This window comes from Methanobrevibacter millerae (assembly GCF_001477655.1).
Classification (GTDB): Archaea; Methanobacteriota; Methanobacteria; order Methanobacteriales; family Methanobacteriaceae; genus Methanocatella; species Methanocatella millerae_A.
Genome location: NZ_CP011266.1, coordinates 2095102 through 2114629 on the forward strand (window position 1 = coordinate 2095102; position 19528 = coordinate 2114629).

Sequence of the window (19528 nt, forward strand, 5' to 3'; positions counted from 1 at the left end):
TAACCCATTTTATCATTAATGCATTGTCATCATCCACAATTTTTATTTGAAATTAACATGATTTAAAAAGAGAATATACATTTTTGCAAAAGTCATAAAAGTATAAGCTGAAAACTCAAACATGAAATTCATTAAGGAGTCATGTTTTAATGAACATATATGAAAATGGCAACTTATTTTATAAAGATAAATATCTTCTAATGAAATTCTACAAAAGACCCATCACCATGACTTAGCATATTACTTTGCAAAAGCTCTCTAATCTTTTATATACATTATAAACCTACATATTATTATAGCAATTAGGATACTCGGGAGCTTATAATATGAATAATGAAATTGTAAAAACATTATTATATACCAGTGAAGATGGGGCAGTGGCGATAAAGGTAATTATTGATTCCGAAAATGACACAATGTGGACTACACAAAAAACCATGGCAGAATTATTTGGTAAAAATATCAAAACCATAAGTAAACATTTAACTAATATTTTTGAGTCTGAAGAGTTGGTAAAATCGGAAGTTACATTCAATCCGAACGATTCCACTAATAGTGGAATCGTTATTATAAATCCTGATGCTAAAACACAGCCAATATTATACAACCTGGATGCCATTATCTCTGTTGGCTATCGTGTAAACAGCAAACAGGCAACACACTTCCGCAGATGGGCAACAGGCGTGCTTAGAGAGTATATTATAAAAGGTTTTGCACTGGATGATGAGTTACTGAAAAAAGGCTCAAGATTCGGGAAAGATTACTTTGACCATTTGCTTTCAAGAATCAGAGAAATACGTGCATCAGAAAGAAGATTCAATCAAAAAATCACGGATTTGTATGCAACAAGTGCAGATTACAATCTGGATGCTGATGAAACAAAAGACTTCTTTGCCACCGTACAGAACATGCTACTCTTTGCCATAACCGGTCAAACCGCTGCTGAAATCATAAAATCCCGCAGCGACAAAACTAAAGTTAACATGGGACTGACAACATGGGAAGATGCTCCCCATGGAAAAATTCTACAGGCAGATGTGGTAATTTCAAAAAACTACTTAAACGAAATGGAATTGGATTCACTGAATACACTGGTTGACGGTTTTTTAACATTGGCCGAGACAAGGGCAAATTCCCAAAAACCAACATTCATGAAAGACTGGAAAACATTGCTTTACGGATATCTTGAATTAAGCCAATTGCCACTATTGGAAGGAAAAGGCAAAATTTCAGCTGTTGAAGCAAAAACTTATGCGATTAACGAGTATAATGAATTCAGAATAAATCAAGATAAGAATTATGAATCTGATTTTGATAACCTTATCAAATCCATCAAACGGATGGAAGGTAAAAAATAATACGTATCTGGAGAATACTCGTCCCCAGATACTTTTAAAATTTTTTAAAGAGTTTAGGTTTAGTGGACATATAATGTATTGATATGACATATTAAGTACTATATTACTTATAATAACAAATGTTACACAGAGAAGTAAATAAAACATCTTTCCTACGGGAATATGTGAGCCCGAAGTTTTAAAACTATAATAATTTTTCCAGATATTCCTTAAGTTCTGGAAGCTCAACTTTCATAGTTTCCCAAACCAGATGCTCAATAACATTTTCATAATCATGAGCATGAATATTTCTCATTGCCTTTAAACTATTCCAAGCTATTTCAGGATGCTTGTCTTTGAACTCATCAGACAATCTGCCAATATACTCCCCAATTTGGATAATATTAAACGCACATGCCCTTTGGTAATGATCATTGGTTAAGTATTCATTAAAATCATCACCAAAATACTCAATGTCACTTGCTGTCGCTTCACAGTATTCTATGATTTTCTTAATATGTTTTTCATCTTTAGCGTTCATAGATTATAACCACATCTTTTTTGATTTTGTTTAAAAATTCCTTATTATGACTGCATGATGAAACCAAATCAACATGACATTTAAATTCATCTTCCAAGTCTTGAACAAAAGACATATATTTAATTAAAGAAGTCACATCCCCATCATCCATTATGAAGTCCAAATCACTGTCATCACTTGCCTCATTTCTAGCATAAGATCCAAAAAGGCATAACCTATTAACCCCATGCTTAATGGCTATTGGAATGGTTCTTTTTGTGATTTCTTCAATAGTAAATATCATTAAAAACACCTAATGAAAATTAATCTGATTAATATTTACTTTTAATTTTATATTAAATAAATATTTTTTTATGCACAAAGTTAATTAAACAAATAATCCAAACTTTATTCAGACAAATGTTACAGAAAGTATTAGTAAAACATCTTTCTTACAGGAATATGTGAACCCTAAATTTTGAATTCATCACTAATCAAATATCATGACATTCCCCATAGACAACACCAATTTACAAAAGAAGTATTTACAATATAATCAATACATTTTTAATGTTCAAATCAAAAATTAATATCATGAAAAGGATTTTTGAATTAGTCGAAAAATATTTTTTTATAATAATATTGGTGGCAGTAGCTATTTCTTTAGTTTATCCAAATTCATTTAAATGGGTTTTAAGTGAGTATAATGGCATCAACATTATCAATTTACTTTTAAGTATTGTTCTTTTTACAATGGGAACCACATTAAAAGTAGATGACTTCATTAATGTGTTCAAAAATCCTAAGGCAATTGCGGTTGGAATTTCAGCGCAATATATTATAATGCCCATCATAGCATTTGCTCTTGCAAGCGCATTTTCTCTAGATACTGCATTGACAGTGGGACTCATTCTTGTTGGAACAGTACCTGGAGGAACCGCGTCTGACGTCATTACTTTTCTTGCAAAGGGAGATGTGGCATTATCCGTTTCTTTGACTGCGGTTTCTACTGTGATTTCACCCATATTAACCCCATTAATCACATTATTATTAATAGGTAATCAAATTCATTTCAATCCAGTTGACATGTTCATTTCGATTGTTCAAATAGTAATTGTCCCAATTATTTTAGGTTTAATCTTGAATTACAAATTCCCTGATTTTTGTGATAAATTAAAAATTTATTTACCAACAATATCATCTATTGTGATTTGTTTAATCGTAGCAGGAGTAATTGGTGCCAATAAACAAGCCATTTTAACTTCATCCACCATAATATTCATTGTCATTTCACTGCAATATCTAATTGCAATGTTACTTGGATTTGGAATTGGTTACTTTGCAGGAATGGATAGAAAACAGAGAATTACAGTAGCTATCGAACTGGCATTTCAAAATTCAGGTTTGTCAACCAGCCTTGCAAAAACTCATTTTCCAAACCTATCCCAAGCAACAGTTCCCGGAGCACTTTATTCTGTCTTGCAGAATTTTGCAGGATCAATTCTTGCCTATGTATTCAGAAAATATCAATCTTAATTGCAAGAATAGACATATTCTTCATGTCAATGCAAACCAATATTTTTTTATTCTTTCATTGGTTGGCAAAATCCTCTATTTATAGAAGAATTCTTTTTAAATTTTTTTCAGGATTTTCAGGAGTTTTCTTAATGAAAATTAGACACTTTTCAAGAATTCAAAAATAATAATATGTTAAATTTTTAGAAAATACATTACCAAAAAACATTTTTTTACAAAAAAATATATTAATATATAAACAAATTATATATAATTAAAAAAATTATAAAATATGGGGAGATAGCATAAACACAAATAGAAAAAAATCATTAATTCGCTCAAATGAACTCGATAGAATTGCGATTAATGATATGAAACATAAAACAAAAATTAGATTAGGATTCAGTGAGTTTTCTAAGAAATTATATGTGGATACAAAAAATAAAATTCTAACAGAATTAAATGCAAGTGAAAAAGATTGGAACAATCCCAAATGGCAATTAAAAAATCGTATCAGCGATGTAAGTGAAATTTCAAATTACATTAATCTTACAGATGAAGAATATGAAAATATAAAAGATGTCAGTGAAACATACCGATTTGCAATAACACCGTATTATTTTTCATTGATTGATTTTGAAAATCCGAATTGTCCAATTAAATTGCAGTCAATACCAAATATTAAAGAACTTGATGAATCAGGCCAATTGGATCCCATGAATGAAGAACAATCAAATCCCTCCGGAAAAATCACCCGAAGATATCCCAATAAATTAATCATCAATGTTACTAATGCATGCCCCATGTACTGCAGACACTGCCAGCGCCGCAGATTGATAGGCGGATTTGATAAAAATACCTCCAAAAGAGCTATCGATGAATCAATAGATTTTATAAAAAATAATCCTACAATCAGAGAAGTATTGATTACTGGAGGAGATGCATTATTATTATCAAATAAACGATTGAAAGAAATATTTAATAAATTATCCGGTATTGATCATGTGGAAGTATTGAGGATTGGTACAAGAACATTGGCAACACTACCATTTAGAATAAATGATGAACTGGCCGTTCTGCTTAGAAAATACAGGGTGAATATTTCAACACAATTCAATCATGCCTGTGAAATTACTCCTGAAGCTGTTCAGGCAATTGATACACTTGTCGACCATGGAATACTTGTGAGAAACCAAATGGTATTATTACATAATATTAATGACGATAAATATTGCATTCAAAAAACTAATGAAGAATTGCAAAAATACCGAGTAATTCCATATTATTTATTCCATCCAAAAGATATTAAAGGCACCAAACATTTCCAAGTGGATATTTCCAAAGGTTTAGAAATTATGAAGCATTTGGAAGGCAGAACAAGCGGCATGTGCAAACCTACATATGTATATAATTCACCGCTTGGTTTGGGCAAAGTTCCTTTAGTACCAATGGAAAATATCGAACATGATGAAAACGGATATAAATTCACAACATGGGAAAATAAAATAGTTAAAAAAGATTATATGGAATAAACGGAAATATTTTTTTAATTTATAAGAAAAGAAATATTGCATTTTATAATAAATGCAATATCCATTAATCTCATATAATTTTTGTCTCTTTTTCTGCTTCCTTCTTGCCATTGAAAATATCAATGTCCATGGCTTTATTTCTAAATGAAACAATCATTGAACAAATTGCATCACCAGTGACATTGACTGCTGTTCTAAACATATCGAGAATATGGTCTATTCCGAAAATTATACCAATTGCATCAATCGGCAATCCAATTGAATTAAATACCATTGTTAATGTAACAAGTCCGACAGAAGGAACACTTGCTGTTCCAATTGATGCCATCACAGCAGTGAAAATTACAGTCAATAATGCAGAAGTGCCTAAATCAACACCATATGCCTGGGCTGCAAACATTACAGCAACACCCTGCATAATAGCAGTACCGTCCATATTTATTGTAGCACCCAAAGGAATTGTAAATGAAGACACATCACGTGACACTCCCATTTCAGACAGTTTTTCTATATTTAAAGGGATAGTTGCATTGGATGTTGAAGATGAAAATGCAAAAAATATGACCGGCATGAATTTTCTAAAGAAGTGGATTGGATTTAATCTTGTAAATATCACAAGCAAGGATGGGTAAACTACAAATGCCTGAATTGCCAAACCTATAAGAACACAAACAAAATATTTGGAAAGAGGCAATATTCCTTCTATTCCCAAACTTCCAAATGTTTTTGCCATAAGACAAAATACTCCAATAGGTGCAAATTTCATAACAATGGAAGTCATTTCCATCATAATCCTATTACCCTCTTTGAAAAAATCATTGAACAATTTCGTTTCATTTTTTAATTTAGCCAAAATAATACCAGTTAAAAGTCCAAAAATTATCACAGGCAACATGTCCCCATTAGCCAATGAATTAAATGGATTATCTGGCACAATATTTAAAACAGTATCAGCCATCGTTTGATTAATAGCTACATCAGCAGTTTGAACTACATGAGACATGTCCAAACCCAAACCGGGTTTAATTAAAATGCCTATGGATAAAGCAACTGTTACTGCAATTGCAGTTGTAATAAGATAAATCAATATTGTTGTTCCACCGATAGAACCTAATGTCTTAATATCTGAAATCGAAGCTACACCAACAACAATAGAACAAAAAACAAGAGGAACAACAAGCATTTTCATTAATTTAATGAATAAGTTACCACCCAAATAAAAAACATTCTCCATTAAAATTACATCTTTTATAAATGGGTTATGAACCCAAAAATTCAATATCAAACCGAAAATTAGGCCCAGTACCATACCAATTAATATCCAGTTACCTAAACTAATACTTCTTAATTTGTTTATCATTAAACATCACACATATTTAATATTTGAACATTATATTAAATAAAATTTATATGTATCGGACACTAAATAGAATTAGAAAACATGAAAATCAGAAAATCCAAACCTCAGGATATTGGCAGAATAATGGAAATATATGGCATTGCAAGAGATTTCATGGAAAAACATGGAAATCCAAATCAATGGGGGGCAACTAACTGGCCACCAACAGAACTGATAGCCAATGATATTGAAAATGGCAATAGTTATGTTTGTTCAAACAACAACAAAATCATAGCCACATTCTTTTTTGTACAAGGTAAAGATATTGAACCAACATATGCTGAAATCACTAACGGTTCATGGATTGATGATGCACTCTATGGAGTTATACACAGAATAGCTAGCGACGGAACTAAAAGAGGTGTCGGATCTTTTTGTATCAACTGGGCTTATGAACAGTGCAATCATCTCCGCATCGATACTCATGTAGATAACTTAATTATGCAGAACCTTTTAGAAAAACTTGGATTTATTCATTGCGGTACTATTTATGTAGAAAAAGATAATTATCCAAGATTAGCTTATGAAAAACAAGAAAATAGATTAATTATCACTAATTTTAAACAATATGGCAAAAAACTTATTTTTTAATGATAATTTTTAACCTCCGAAATAATCATATTAATCTAAAAATATGATGTATAAATGATAATTTATTGTAATCTTTTAAACATATGATATGCATTATTTTATAAAATAATATACTACCAACATATTTAAATAACAATTTTTTAATTATTTATCTTTTATAAAGCATAATAATAAATTAAAATTATTATTTTTAAAATTAATCCCCGAATTTAAAATGAAATCATAAAATCATGATTAATCATTAATAATAAATTATTTTTCATAATTTAAAACTATTTCAAGAAAAATAAAAAATAATAAGCTATTTTCAATTTTAATTAATAAATATTAAATAATTCTTTATTTGAGAACAGTATATTTTTTTATTTTAAAATTAAACATTCATAAATAAATTTAAAAAAATACTGAAAATAATATAGAAAAGTATAAATATATTTAAAATAAACAATTTAATAGATTCAACTTTATTTAAACTTAAATAGATTTGAATAAGTTGGATCAAAAATATAGAGGTTATTAAAAAATGTTTAAATTTGATAAAGAACAAGAAGTTTTTGACTTCGCTGGAGTCAAAATGGGTGGACAACCTGGAGAATACCCTACTGTTTTAGCAGGTACTATTTTCTATGGTGGACACAATATTCTTAATGATGAATTAACTGGTGACTTCGACAAAAGCAAAGCCGAAGAATTGGTTAATGATATGGCATCAATTTCAGACGTAACTGGAAACCCATATATTGTGCAAGTTTTCGGACAAACCGAAGAAGCACTTCCAAAATATATTGAATATATAGGTGAAATATGTGATGCTCCTTTCCTTATAGATTCAACATCTGGAGACGCCAGGGTTGCTGGTGCACAATATTCCGATGAGGTCGGATTAACTGATAGAGCAATCTATAACTCAATCAATATGGCAGCGGACAAATCTGAATTAGAAGCACTTGCAGATACCGATATTTCCGCATCAATCATTCTTGGATTCAACCCAATGAATGCTACTGTAGAAGGTAAAATGAACATGTGGGAAAACGGGGACGATGGTGCATATGAAAAAGGTTTATTAGAAGTGGCTGCCGAATGTGGTATTGACAAATTTATGATGGATACCGCTGTAACTCCATTAGGACAGGGTGCGGGCATTGCTGCAAGAACTTCCTTTGCAGAAAAAGCTAAATGGGGATATCCTGTTGGATCAGGAATACACAACGTACCATCCGCATGGGATTGGTTAAGAGAATATAAAAAACAAGGAAATAAAACCGCATTTACTGTATGTGATATCGGTGCAAATATTGTACAGGTAATGTGTGCAGGAGACTTTGTTCTATTTGGACCTATTGAAAATGCAAAAATTGCATTCCCTGCTGTTGCACAAACTGATATGTTCATATCAGAAGCAGCAAAACCATTAGGTACTGAACCTGTAGATTTCCACCCTATGAACAATTTGTTATAACTTATCAAAAGTTTAATCTATTTTCAAACCTCAACATCAATTTGTTCTTAATATCTTTAATAGATATTAGACAAATCTTAAAAAATATAATCCAAAAATACCAAATTAGCACCGGAAACATCCGGTGCTTAATACCTATCAACCAAAAAAAACATTAATTTTAATTACTGAATAATATCCTTACTGATTTTAGCTACCAATCCCATGAAAAAATAATACTAAAAACAAGTATAAATAGAATTTCAAACAAAGAATATAATAATTAACGAAGGTGATAAAAATGCCTGAAACAGATTATTTAAAAATACCTCAAAATAGAGTCGGTGCTTTGATTGGTCCTAATGGAGAAGTGAAAAAATCCATTGAGAAATTAACCGGCACAATACTCGACATTGATAGTGATGATGGGACTGTTTATATCACTCCCCGTGAGGATATGGAGGATCCTTTAGGTGTTTGGAATGCTAATCATATTGTAAAAGCCATTGCACGTGGTTTTAATCCGGAAGTTGCAAAAAAGTTAATTCACGACGACATCTATCTTGAAATCATGAAATTGCCACTATATATCGGAAAATCCAAAAAGGCATTGGCAAGATATAAAGGCAGAATAATAGGCAAAAATGGTAAAACCCGTGAACTCATTACTGAATTAGCTGAAGTGGATATGGCAGTTTATGGTAAAACCGTTTCATTAATTGGTGAAATGGATAATGTTATGGTAGCTAAAGAAGCAGTAGAAATGCTTTTAAACGGTTCCAGACACAAAACAGTTTATGCATTTTTAGAAAATAAAAAAGAAACACTAAAACTTAAAGAATTTAAAGACCTCGTCGGAATCCATGACGATAAAATTGAGTTCAAAGACGGAATTGAATTCGACGAAGAAACATTAGAGTAACATTATTATATGTTACTATTTTACTTTTTTTATATGCTATTATTACAACACCATTAAAATAATTACATAAGAGTAAAAAATTATAAAAGTTAATAGCAAACTATTATATACTTCAACCAACATATATAGGTAACATAGTATAAATACTATATTTTCAACAATTTTTATTATTATTTTATTGTATATTTTTCAACAAATTAGCCAAGGTACTGTAAAAATATTACTTATCAAATGCTCTCGGATGTTATTTATATACTTTTAAAATTAATAATTTAATTATAAAAAAATATTTAAAAATTAAAGGAGGACACATTTTGGTACAAACTGATGCAGGACTTGATTGGCAAAAGGATTTCCAACACTTAACACCATCAGAGTTCTTTCGTAAAAATAAGCAGATGTTAGGTTTTACCGGTAAAATTCGTTCATTAACTATTGTTTTCCACGAATTGATTACAAACAGTTTTGATGCAGCCGAAGAATCTGGAATATTACCTGATATCGATATTGAATTAAAACGTGTTGACAAAGAACACTACATATTAAGACACAAAGATAACGGACCAGGTATTCCTGAAGACTATGTAATGCAGGTATATTGTAGTATGTTTGCAGGATCCAAATTCAGAAACATCCAATCCAGAGGACAACAGGGTTTAGGTTGTAGTGGTTGTGTATTATTATCACAAATGACTACAGGTAAACCTGCCCGCGTAATTTCATGCTATAAAGATGGAGATGAAATTAAGGGAGTTAAAATGAAGTTCCAAATGGATGTTAAAAACAATACCGGAATTTTAATGGAAAGAGAGGATTATGCTGGTGAGTCAACCGGTGTTTGTATTGAATTGCAATTTAAAGAAGTTTCCTACTCAATGGCGGAACAAGGTGCATTCGAATACATCAGAAGAACCATGATTGGAAACCCTCATGCAAAAATCACATTCAGAGACCCGACCGGACACAAATATATCTTCAAAAGAGCAGCAGATGTTGTTCCTACACTCCCAAAAGAAGTATTGCCACACCCTAAAGGTGTAAGTGCAGACGATTTAATGACAATGGCACAAAATACTGATAAAAGAAGATATAAAAGTATGTTAACCGCTTCAATGTCAAGGATGTCTAATAAAAGAGTAGATGAAATAGCTGAGATGACAGGAATTGACATGAACAAACGTCCTAAAGACATGACATTTCCAGAAGCAGAGGCTATAGTTCAATGCTTTAAGAAAATGAAATTCATGGCTCCTCCTACCGACGGTCTTATACCAATCGGGTCAGAGCAAATTGAAAAAGGTATGAAACAAATCCTAAAACCCGAATTTGTAACAACAATTACCAGAAAACCTGTTACTTATGCGGGTGGGGTATCATTCATTATCGAAGCAGGACTTGCATACGGTGGAGATTCAGGAAGAATCGTTAATGAACAAAGAAAATCAGAAATCATGAGATTTGCTAACAGAGTTCCATTGACTTTCGATGCAGGAAGCTGTGCTATTACCGAAGCTTTAAAAAGTATAGACTGGAAACGTTACGGTCTTAAAGATTTAGATAATACTCCGTTAACTTTATTCGTTAATATTATTTCTACACAAGTTCCTTACCTTTCCACAGGTAAACAAAGTGTTTCTCCAGAACCTGAAATTGTTCAAGAAATCAGACAGGCTACAATGAAATTAGCTCGTCAATTACAAAAACACCTCAGAGCAAAAAGAGCAGCAAAAGAAAAAGAAAAACGTTCCAAAGTATTTGAAGAATATGTTCCAGTTATTATCGAAGAAGCTGCTAAACTTGGTGAAACCGGAGTCCCTGAATACCAGGAAGTCCTTGCTAAAGTAACCAAAAGGGCTCTTGCAGAATTACTTGGTGAAAAAGTTGAGGAAGAAGAGGAAGAAGAAGAACTTGATGCAATCATCATGGAAGAGCTTGATGAACACGGATATGCAGTAGATGAAGAGCACAGTAATCTCAACTTCGATGAAGATGAAGATGAAGAGGATATTGAATAGGTGATTAGATGGCTGATGAAGTAAAACAAGAAGGCAAATCACATAAAGAGCTCAGAAAAGAATATACATTTAACAAATTAAAAGGTTTAGGACAAGAAATTATTGAAGAAATTGAAAAACAAAAAGTTCCATCCCTTAGAGTTCCATCAAGAGGAACCGGAAACATCGTATATGATGATGCTAAAAGATACTATGTTTTAGGAGACAGATACGGTAGAAGATCTCTTGGTAATGTTAAGCAAATTAGAAAATTAGGTCAAATGGTATATGTTGCAAACTTCTGTAAAGATTTAGTTGCAAGAGAAAAAACAGCTACCATCAGGGAAATGTATTATGTTTCCGAAGGTTGGGGAATCAGCTTTAAAACGCAACAGGAATCAAACATTGTTGGAGAAGACTTGGAAGTTACATTAGGTACTACACGTGAAGATTTAGGATTAATGCCTGAAGAAGACGGTGCATCCGTTTACGGAGACATCACCCTTTTAGATGATGATGTTGAAATTAATGCTGCAAAAGCCGGAAAATCAGGTTATACAATATCTCCTACTATCGATCAGGTAGAGTTCTTGGATCATGGTGTTGAAAGAGTTATTGCTGTGGAAACCATGGGAATGTTCCACAGGATGGTTCAGGAAAATGCTCACGACAGATTCAATACTTTAATTATTGGACTTAAAGGACAAGCTGCTCGTGCTACAAGAAGATTCATTAAAAGAGTTAATGAAGAATTAAATTTACCTGTTTATATCTGTAACGACGGAGACCCTTGGGGATTCCACATTGCACAAGTTATTATTTCTGGAAGTGCAAAATTAGCTCACGTTAATCATGATTTAGCAACTCCTGATGCTAAATTCATGGGAGTAACAGCATCTGATATTATTAATTACGATTTACCTACAGATAAACTTAAAGATGTTGACGTAATGAGGTTAAAAGAGCTTTCTAAAGACCCAAGGTATAAAAACGATTTCTGGCAAACTGAAATCAAAAAGATGCTTAAAATTGGTAAAAAAGCAGAACAGCAATCTTTCTCAAAATATGGGCTTGAGTACGTTGTAGATACTTACTTCCCAGAAAAATTAGAACAATTGGAAAATTAAATCTAAAATTTTCCTTCTTTTTTATTTTTTATAAATTTTTTTAAGACAAACTTTATATACTATTTTTCATATATACCCTAGTAGGTATAGGTTGTGATATTTTGAAAAAATGTATGGATAGTGAAAATCTGCATAGAAGACTTAAAAAAATCATTGGTCAAATCAATGCAATTGACCGTATGATTGATGAAGATATTCCCTGCGAGCAAATATTGATGCAAGTTAATGCTTCTAAGTCTGCACTACATAAAGTTGGGCATATTATTGTAGAAGGACATTTGGAACATTGCGTTAAAGACGCCATTGATGAAGGAGATGCAGATGATGCATTAGGTGATATTTCATCAATTTTAGAATACTATTCAAGAATTTAATTTTTTTTAAAATTAGACATATACCATAAGGGGTATACCTATACCATGGGGCTGTTTAAAATGAATTTAAAGTTTGGCAAAAGTGAAATCAAAGACATAATATTCATTGCAGTTTCAGCCATGAGTGTAATATTAAGTTTTGTACTGAATATTAATTACTTATCCTGGATTGCAATAATATTATGTGGAATTCCAATATTTAAAGATTGTATCGAAGGATTAATAACAGAATTCGATATTAAAGCAGATTTACTGGTAACAATAGCAATTATCGCTTCAATTATGATTGGAGAAATATTTGCTGCAGGTGAAATTGCAACAATTATGGCAATTGGAGGATTTTTAGAAGAATACACAATGGGTAAAACTCAATCAAAAATCGAAGAACTTATTAAGATAACACCACAAGTTGCAAGAAGAATTAAAAATGGAATCGAAGAGGAAATAAATGTTGAAGATGTTAAAATCGGAGATATCCTAAAGGTTCTTCCAGGAGAAAATATCCCTACCGATGGAATAATAGTTAAAGGTGAAACATCAATTAACCAATCCACATTGACCGGAGAATCATTACCTGTAGATAAAAAAGAAAATGATGAAGTATATAGTGGAACTACAAATCTTTATGGATCTTTTTCAATGAAAACAACAAAAGAAAGTGAAGACAGTTCCCTTCAAAAGTTAATCAGATTAGTTAAGACATCTTCACCAGAAAATGCAAAAATCGTTAAAGTTGCAGACAAATGGGCAACAATGATTGTAGTGATTGCTTTTACAGCAGCAATATTAACATACTTATTTACATTTGAAATAACAAGAAGTGTAACCATATTAGTAGTTTTCTGCCCATGTGCATTGGTTTTGGCTACACCCACAGCAATATCTGCAGCAATTGGAAATCTAACAAGCCATGGTATTTTAGTTAAAGACGGAGCATCAATAGAAGAACTAGCTCATGTAAATGAATTAATATTTGACAAGACAGGAACATTAACACACGGAACACCCAAAGTAATTGAAGTTGAGTCAAATGATAAAAATATGCTAAAATTACTTGCATCTCTAGAATCTCAATCAGAACATCCCCTATCAAAATCAATTGTAAATTATTATAACAATAATGACTTATATGAAGTTGATGATTTTAAAATGTTAATTGGAAAAGGAGTAATTGGAAAAATAAATGGTTCTAAAATAATAGCTGGTAACAAGAAGCTTATGAGTATAGAAAATATTCATATTGAAAATGAAAAAGAAAATAATGATAGATCAATTGAAATTTATGTTGCAAAAGATGAAAAGATTATTGGAAAAGTATCTTTATCAGATACATTACGCAGTAATGCCAAAAAAACAATTAAAAAGTTAAAAAAACTAAATATGAAAACAACACTGCTTAGTGGAGACAACGAAAAAACAGGAGAAATCATTGCCAAAAAAGTAAATGTAGACAATTACAAATTCAATTGCCTTCCTGAAGACAAAACAGAATACATTCGCCAAAGACAACTAAAAGAAAATAAGGTTGCCATGATTGGAGATGGGATAAATGATGCACCATCCCTTAAAAAAGCCAATGTCGGAATAGCTATGGGAAGCATAGGAAGCGATTTAACAATTGAAGCGGCAAATATTGCACTGATTAATGATGATATTAAAGAAGTTCCCCATTTGATTGCAATATCAAGAAAAACATTGAAAGTAATCAATATAAATATCGCATTTTCTTTAACATTAAACATTATAGCAATGATATTAGCCATGTTAGGATTATTAGACCCCATTGCAGGAGCATTGGTTCACAACATTGGATCAGTAATTGTAATAATATATTCATCAACATTAATGAACTTTAAACTTTCACGAAATGAACTGGAAAAATCAGAAAAATTAGGTATGACTAAACATTTAAATAAATCAACAACATAATATTAAATATAAATAAATAAGGAGAATAAAATATGGCAATTGAAGAAAAAGAAGTAAAAGTTGTAGGAATGCACTGTAATTCATGTGTAAACGCTGTACAATTATCATTGACTGATGTTGATGGTATTGAAGATGCTAAAGCAGATTTAGATACCGGAATTACTAAAATTAAATTAGATACCGACAAAGTTTCTGATGATGATATCAAAGAAGCTGTCGAAGAAGCAGGATTTAACGTAGAATAAATCCTTCATTTTTATTTTTTAAAATATTTTAACCAACACCAAAAATAGCATATAACAAACTCATTTTACCTAAAATAGAAAAATCAAAAAAAGAAAAAATAAATGGTTTATTTATACATTTGAGTATAATAAACCGGTTGCTCTAGCAACGAAGAATACTAGGTAAACACCAACAATACCTAATATTACTCCACCAACATATGAATTCCATCTAGCAATTAATGCAGCAATGAAAATTAATATGAAAGCAATTACAAAAGCAATGACAACAAATATTAAAAGGTTGAGAATACCTACTCTAGATACATCACCAATAGCTTCACCAATAGCTAAAGCATAGCCTATGTCTTCAGTTTTAGCTAATCTACATTGAGCCATGAATTGTGCTAATGCGAAAATTACATACAAAATGAATGTAATTACAAGCATAATCCAATCTCTGAGGAATATTGATAAAACTGAAACAATAATGAACGGAATAATGTAATATACTATAGATACCACAAACATTTTTAAACCATTGAGTAGTTGCCTTACAGGATCAATAGCTGGACCATCAGGACTTCTTTGAATACCTGATTTAATAATATCCAATTGATAACCAGAAATGAAAAAGGATACGACAAGAGCTACAACAAATCCTACAAATCCAGAACCAAGAACAGTAAATACATTATTGGAATTCATTCCTAAAACTACACCTGCAAGTGCTCCACCAATAGCAATTCCTGCAATAATTCCTAAAACAATGAAAATTATTAATGAAACGATGTTATTGATTGGGAAAGATAATGCATCACCGAATATATCACGAAAATCCATGTTTTTTCCTCCTTAAATTAATTTAAAAAAAACTCGATAGAGAGTCATTTAGTAGTATATTATTACTACTATTTAAAAGTAATATTTAAAATAAGAAAATATGTTTAATTTATCAATGAATTATAATTTTAAAACATATTAAACCACCATTCCAATTAAATATCAAATTATATATAATTAAAAAGATAAATTTTAAAACATAGAATTAAATTCTAAATTTTTAAAAAGGGATTGAAATGAAATCTGTTGCAATTAATGGATATGGAACAATAGGAAAAAGAGTTGCTGATGCTGTTGCAGCTCAAGATGACATGAAAGTAATAGGTGTAAGTAAAACTAGACCAAACTACGAAGCAAGAACTGCTGTTGAAGAAAAAGAATACCCATTATACATTGGAATTCCTGAAAGAGAACAAATGTTTAAAGATGCAGGAATTGAAATTGCAGGTACTGTTGAAGACATGATTCAAGAAGCAGATGTTGTAGTTGACTGTACTCCTGGAAGTATCGGTCCGCAAAACCTTGAAATGTATAAGAAAGCTGGTGTTAAGGCAATTTACCAAGGTGGAGAAGACCATGACTTGACTGGTCTTTCATTCAATGCAATTTCCAATTATGATGATTCATATGGTGCAGATTATACTAGAGTAGTTTCATGTAACACAACAGGTCTTACCCGTACATTATCTACTATTGACCCAATAGCAGATATTAAAAAAGTAAGAGCTGTAATGGTTAGAAGAGGATCAGACCCATCTGAAGTTAAAAAAGGTCCAATCAACTCTATCGTACCTAACCCTCCAAAAGTACCTTCTCACCATGGCCCTGATGTAAAAACCGTTATGAAGGGCATTGATGTTACTACAATGGCATTACTTGTACCTACAACATTAATGCACCAACACAACATTATGGTAGAAATTAATAATGAAGTTGAAACTGAAGAAATTGTTGAAGCTTTAGAAAAACGTTCAAGAGTTATTGTTGTTGATGCATCAGAAGGTCTTGGTTCAACTGCAGAGTTAATGGAGTATGCTAAGGAATTAGGTAGAAACAGAAATGACTTATACGAAATTCCAGTATGGAGAGAATCCATCAATGTTGTAGGCAATGAACTGTTCTACATGCAGGCAGTACACCAAGAATCAGATGTAATACCTGAAAATATTGATGCTATTCGTGCACTTCTTGAAATGGAAAGTGACAACGAAAAATCAATAGCAAAAACTAATAAAGCAATGGGAATTTTATAATTCCCTCATTTTACTCTTTTTTTATTTTCTTAACCTCATCAATTGTTAAATCCAAAACATCTGCAATTATCCCAATATCCAAATCCACCAAAGTCAAATATTTTGCAAATTCAATACTCTGAGATTTATCAAAATTAAATTTTAATCCTGGACGAAAGAAATAATCCAAATCCATAAGATTCAATAATCTTTTCATTACATAAGGCTTATTAACATCTTCTTCATCCAATGCTACAAAATAGAACAAAATTGAAGTAAATAATGCAGAATTTTTACTGCTTTTAGATTCATGTTTTGCTTTTTCCAACAAATCCATCATTTCATCAAAATCTTTTTTAAATTCTTTATTATCCATAATATCATAACCTTCATATACAAGGTTATATTTAATTTATCATATTTAAATTGTGTAGTTTACTTTTAAAACAATTTTACTTCTTAATTATAAAAATATAACCATTTTAAAAAATTATTAACTTAAAACAATATTATTTTAAGGTTATAACAATTCTAAAAAATTATCATCTCTTGTAAAAAATATAATTACTATTAAGAATAATAGTATTTTTATGAAAAATAAAGTCTTTTTTGGACCTGCCGGAAGTCCAGTTAATTATAAGGGTGCAGCATACAAAGCTCCAAAATACATTCAAAGAATTGGACTCGACTCTTATGAATACCAATCCCCATATGGAGTAAGAATTGGTGAAAAGTCTGCAAGAATATTAAAACAGGAAGCTGAAAAATTTGACATACTAATTTCAATGCATGGCCCATATTACATTAATTTATGTGCAAAGGAAAGTGAAAAAATTGATAAAAGCATTGGACATCTAATAGCCACAGCCCGTGCAGGCGAGTGGATGGGTGCTTATAGACTAGTATTCCACCCAGGTTTTTATACTAACCAGAAACCAGAAAAAGCAATGGAAATATCCAAACAAACGATTAATCGATTATTTGAAGAACTTGAAGCAGAAGGTATTGAAGATTTCACATTTGCTCCTGAAACTACAGGCAAAAGAACTCAACAAGGAAATATCCAAGAAATCGTGGAGTTATGTGCCAGTTTTGATCATTTTGAACCGACAATAGATTTCGCACATATCCATGCCCGTGGAAGAGGATATCTTACTAAAAAAGATGATTACAATTGCATCTTTTCAACAATTGAAAATAAATTAGATATTGACCGTCTGCACTGCCACTTCACCACCATCGAATATGGTCATGGCGGAGAAGTAAAACATCACACTTTAGATGAAAGTGATGAATATGGACCTCAAATCGAAGATTTATTGGCAAATCTTATTGATAACGGATGGAATGCAAATATTATTTGTGAAACTCCACTAAGAGATATTGATGCATTAAAGATGAAAGAATTATACGAAAGTATGATTTAATTTTTCTTTAATTTTAGAATTACTATTTCAGAGTCTGTTCCCCACCTTATTGGCTGATCCATTGAACCAACTCCAGTTGTTACATGCAGATAATGATTCAAATCATCCTTGAATAATCCAATATTATATTTGAAGATTAATTCAGATACCCATTTCAAAGGATAGAATTGTCCCCCGTGAGTGTGTCCTGACAATTGAATATCAAAACCTATTTTAGAATGCTTTGACCAGCCATAAGGCACATGATAATTAATTATATTGACTTTATCTTCTTTTATTTGACTTTTTAATTCATCATCACTAGGCATTTCAATATCACCAAAGCTAAAAGTCAACCCATAGATATTTAAATTATTTATTTCTATTGATTCATTATCCAAAACGATTATCCCCGCATTTTTACATGCAGCAACAACATTTTTAATTCCAGGATAATAGTCATGATTTCCAGGAGTGAAAATGATTGGAATTTTAACATCCCTTAACGGCAGAAAATCATCTTTTGATACGACTGAAGATCCATCAGCCAAATCTCCGGAGATAATGGCAACATCACAGATATCAGAAACATCATTTAATGCATCCCTAATTTGAGTTATGATTTTTTTATATCTTACCGCACCAAAGTGAACATCAGACAAATGAGCAATATTAACATCATTTTCCAAATCATCAAATTTAATTGTCTTTTCATTTATAATCAGTTTATGAGCTTTCCAATAAGCATGAACACCAATTAAAGGTACTGCCAAAAGCATTAGAAGACAAAGTGATAAACTTAATTCAATAAATTGCCCTAAAACATAAATTACAATAATATCAATTAAAAACATCAGTGATGCCCACATCCATGTTGTGGATATTTCAGTTAATAATCTTGTAATAAATCGGGTTTTTTTCTCTTCTGCAATCATAGGCACAACATTTAATATTCCCACAATAATTGTTAAAATAAGCAATGTTAAATCATCTAATGGATAAAATAACATGAAAATATACTTGAATAAGAAAAATTCAAAGAGCATGTAAAATGGTGTCATAAAAATTACTCTGCGTGTTCTGAAACTCATCAGCATTAACTCCAAAATTTTATATATTACTACATAATATATCTTAAATAT

General features: G+C 31.2%; 19 protein-coding genes. 13 read left to right on the forward strand and 6 right to left on the reverse strand.

The features are described from left to right. Positions 1-326: 326 nt before the first annotated feature. Positions 327-1358 (forward strand): RhuM family protein, encoded by a 1032-nt coding sequence (gene rhuM / locus SM9_RS09405; RefSeq protein WP_058739894.1) that lies wholly within the window; start codon positions 327-329, stop codon positions 1356-1358. Between the two features lie 184 nt (positions 1359-1542). On the opposite strand, the gene SM9_RS09410 is transcribed toward rhuM, so the two are convergent. Both SM9_RS09410 and SM9_RS09415 read right to left on the reverse strand, forming a co-directional pair. Further along, positions 1543-1878 (reverse strand): HepT-like ribonuclease domain-containing protein, encoded by a 336-nt coding sequence (locus tag SM9_RS09410; protein WP_058739895.1) that lies wholly within the window; start codon positions 1876-1878, stop codon positions 1543-1545. Next, complete coding sequence (locus SM9_RS09415) at positions 1868-2161, reverse strand: nucleotidyltransferase family protein (protein ID WP_058739896.1); 294 nt, start codon at positions 2159-2161, stop codon at positions 1868-1870. The genes SM9_RS09410 and SM9_RS09415 overlap by 11 nt, the downstream gene beginning before the upstream one ends. Positions 2162-2451: 290 nt before the next feature. Here SM9_RS09415 and SM9_RS09420 point away from each other — a divergent pair, with 290 nt between their 5' ends. Both SM9_RS09420 and SM9_RS09425 read left to right on the forward strand, forming a co-directional pair. Beyond that, positions 2452-3393, forward strand: coding sequence for a bile acid:sodium symporter family protein (locus SM9_RS09420; RefSeq protein WP_058740348.1), 942 nt, complete (start codon positions 2452-2454; stop codon positions 3391-3393). 350 nt (positions 3394-3743) lie between these two features. After that, positions 3744-4904 (forward strand): KamA family radical SAM protein, encoded by a 1161-nt coding sequence (locus tag SM9_RS09425; RefSeq protein WP_083495896.1) that lies wholly within the window; start codon positions 3744-3746, stop codon positions 4902-4904. Positions 4905-4974: 70 nt separating this feature from the next. On the opposite strand, the gene SM9_RS09430 is transcribed toward SM9_RS09425, so the two are convergent. Then, positions 4975-6264 (reverse strand): dicarboxylate/amino acid:cation symporter, encoded by a 1290-nt coding sequence (locus SM9_RS09430; protein WP_058739898.1) that lies wholly within the window; start codon positions 6262-6264, stop codon positions 4975-4977. Positions 6265-6345: 81 nt separating this feature from the next. Here SM9_RS09430 and SM9_RS09435 point away from each other — a divergent pair, with 81 nt between their 5' ends. The 8 genes from SM9_RS09435 (at position 6346) to SM9_RS09470 (ending at position 14926) form a co-directional block, all read left to right on the forward strand. Next, entirely contained in the window at positions 6346-6894 is a 549-nt protein-coding gene (locus tag SM9_RS09435; RefSeq protein ID WP_058739899.1) for a GNAT family N-acetyltransferase, read from the forward strand. 523 nt (positions 6895-7417) lie between these two features. Next, the gene (gene mtrH, locus SM9_RS09440) at positions 7418-8356 is read left to right on the forward strand and encodes a tetrahydromethanopterin S-methyltransferase subunit H (RefSeq protein ID WP_058739900.1); all 939 of its coding nucleotides are present in this window, start codon (positions 7418-7420) and stop codon (positions 8354-8356) included. A gap of 280 nt (positions 8357-8636) precedes the next feature. Then, positions 8637-9257, forward strand: coding sequence for a KH domain-containing protein (locus SM9_RS09445; RefSeq protein WP_058739901.1), 621 nt, complete (start codon positions 8637-8639; stop codon positions 9255-9257). A 314-nt stretch (positions 9258-9571) separates the two neighbouring features. After that, the gene (gene top6B, locus SM9_RS09450; RefSeq protein ID WP_058739902.1) at positions 9572-11272 is read left to right on the forward strand and encodes a DNA topoisomerase VI subunit B; all 1701 of its coding nucleotides are present in this window, start codon (positions 9572-9574) and stop codon (positions 11270-11272) included. Between the two features lie 8 nt (positions 11273-11280). Beyond that, positions 11281-12378 (forward strand): DNA topoisomerase IV subunit A, encoded by a 1098-nt coding sequence (locus SM9_RS09455; protein ID WP_058739903.1) that lies wholly within the window; start codon positions 11281-11283, stop codon positions 12376-12378. A 101-nt stretch (positions 12379-12479) separates the two neighbouring features. Continuing rightward, on the forward strand, positions 12480-12752 hold the full coding sequence (locus tag SM9_RS09460; RefSeq protein ID WP_058739904.1) for a metal-sensing transcriptional repressor: 273 nt from the start codon (positions 12480-12482) through the stop codon (positions 12750-12752). Between the two features lie 60 nt (positions 12753-12812). Continuing rightward, positions 12813-14681 (forward strand): heavy metal translocating P-type ATPase, encoded by a 1869-nt coding sequence (locus SM9_RS09465; RefSeq protein WP_058739905.1) that lies wholly within the window; start codon positions 12813-12815, stop codon positions 14679-14681. 32 nt (positions 14682-14713) lie between these two features. Then, positions 14714-14926: a heavy-metal-associated domain-containing protein gene (locus SM9_RS09470; protein ID WP_058739906.1), complete on the forward strand. Its 213-nt coding sequence runs from the start codon at positions 14714-14716 to the stop codon at positions 14924-14926. Between the two features lie 111 nt (positions 14927-15037). Here SM9_RS09470 and SM9_RS09475 read toward each other — a convergent pair whose 3' ends face one another. Beyond that, entirely contained in the window at positions 15038-15748 is a 711-nt protein-coding gene (locus tag SM9_RS09475; RefSeq protein WP_058739907.1) for a DUF4013 domain-containing protein, read from the reverse strand. A gap of 236 nt (positions 15749-15984) precedes the next feature. Between SM9_RS09475 and SM9_RS09480 the strand changes: the two genes are divergently transcribed. Next, positions 15985-17001 (forward strand): phosphorylating glyceraldehyde-3-phosphate dehydrogenase, encoded by a 1017-nt coding sequence (locus tag SM9_RS09480; RefSeq protein ID WP_058739908.1) that lies wholly within the window; start codon positions 15985-15987, stop codon positions 16999-17001. A 10-nt stretch (positions 17002-17011) separates the two neighbouring features. On the opposite strand, the gene SM9_RS09485 is transcribed toward SM9_RS09480, so the two are convergent. Next, on the reverse strand, positions 17012-17356 hold the full coding sequence (locus SM9_RS09485; RefSeq protein WP_058739909.1) for a hypothetical protein: 345 nt from the start codon (positions 17354-17356) through the stop codon (positions 17012-17014). A 214-nt stretch (positions 17357-17570) separates the two neighbouring features. On the opposite strand from SM9_RS09485, the gene SM9_RS09490 reads away from it, so the two are divergent. Beyond that, positions 17571-18407: a TIM barrel protein gene (locus SM9_RS09490; protein ID WP_058739910.1), complete on the forward strand. Its 837-nt coding sequence runs from the start codon at positions 17571-17573 to the stop codon at positions 18405-18407. Here SM9_RS09490 and SM9_RS09495 read toward each other — a convergent pair. Further along, positions 18404-19477, reverse strand: coding sequence for a metallophosphoesterase (locus tag SM9_RS09495; RefSeq protein ID WP_058739911.1), 1074 nt, complete (start codon positions 19475-19477; stop codon positions 18404-18406). The two genes, SM9_RS09490 and SM9_RS09495, sit on opposite strands and share 4 nt — an antisense overlap. Positions 19478-19528: the final 51 nt, after the last annotated feature.

What these genes read in the sequence shown, in the direction of transcription:
- rhuM (WP_058739894.1), top strand. Translation starts at nt 327, where the DNA reads ATGAATAATGAAATTGTAAAAACATTATTATATACCAGTGAAGATGGG.
- SM9_RS09410 (WP_058739895.1), bottom strand. Translation starts at nt 1,878, where the DNA reads ATGAACGCTAAAGATGAAAAACATATTAAGAAAATCATAGAATACTGT.
- SM9_RS09415 (WP_058739896.1), bottom strand. Translation starts at nt 2,161, where the DNA reads ATGATATTTACTATTGAAGAAATCACAAAAAGAACCATTCCAATAGCC.
- SM9_RS09420 (WP_058740348.1), top strand. Translation starts at nt 2,452, where the DNA reads ATGAAAAGGATTTTTGAATTAGTCGAAAAATATTTTTTTATAATAATA.
- SM9_RS09425 (WP_083495896.1), top strand. Translation starts at nt 3,744, where the DNA reads ATGAAACATAAAACAAAAATTAGATTAGGATTCAGTGAGTTTTCTAAG.
- SM9_RS09430 (WP_058739898.1), bottom strand. Translation starts at nt 6,264, where the DNA reads ATGATAAACAAATTAAGAAGTATTAGTTTAGGTAACTGGATATTAATT.
- SM9_RS09435 (WP_058739899.1), top strand. Translation starts at nt 6,346, where the DNA reads ATGAAAATCAGAAAATCCAAACCTCAGGATATTGGCAGAATAATGGAA.
- mtrH (WP_058739900.1), top strand. Translation starts at nt 7,418, where the DNA reads ATGTTTAAATTTGATAAAGAACAAGAAGTTTTTGACTTCGCTGGAGTC.
- SM9_RS09445 (WP_058739901.1), top strand. Translation starts at nt 8,637, where the DNA reads ATGCCTGAAACAGATTATTTAAAAATACCTCAAAATAGAGTCGGTGCT.
- SM9_RS09455 (WP_058739903.1), top strand. Translation starts at nt 11,281, where the DNA reads ATGGCTGATGAAGTAAAACAAGAAGGCAAATCACATAAAGAGCTCAGA.
- SM9_RS09465 (WP_058739905.1), top strand. Translation starts at nt 12,813, where the DNA reads ATGAATTTAAAGTTTGGCAAAAGTGAAATCAAAGACATAATATTCATT.
- SM9_RS09470 (WP_058739906.1), top strand. Translation starts at nt 14,714, where the DNA reads ATGGCAATTGAAGAAAAAGAAGTAAAAGTTGTAGGAATGCACTGTAAT.
- SM9_RS09475 (WP_058739907.1), bottom strand. Translation starts at nt 15,748, where the DNA reads ATGGATTTTCGTGATATATTCGGTGATGCATTATCTTTCCCAATCAAT.
- SM9_RS09480 (WP_058739908.1), top strand. Translation starts at nt 15,985, where the DNA reads ATGAAATCTGTTGCAATTAATGGATATGGAACAATAGGAAAAAGAGTT.
- SM9_RS09485 (WP_058739909.1), bottom strand. Translation starts at nt 17,356, where the DNA reads ATGGATAATAAAGAATTTAAAAAAGATTTTGATGAAATGATGGATTTG.
- SM9_RS09490 (WP_058739910.1), top strand. Translation starts at nt 17,571, where the DNA reads ATGAAAAATAAAGTCTTTTTTGGACCTGCCGGAAGTCCAGTTAATTAT.
- SM9_RS09495 (WP_058739911.1), bottom strand. Translation starts at nt 19,477, where the DNA reads ATGAGTTTCAGAACACGCAGAGTAATTTTTATGACACCATTTTACATG.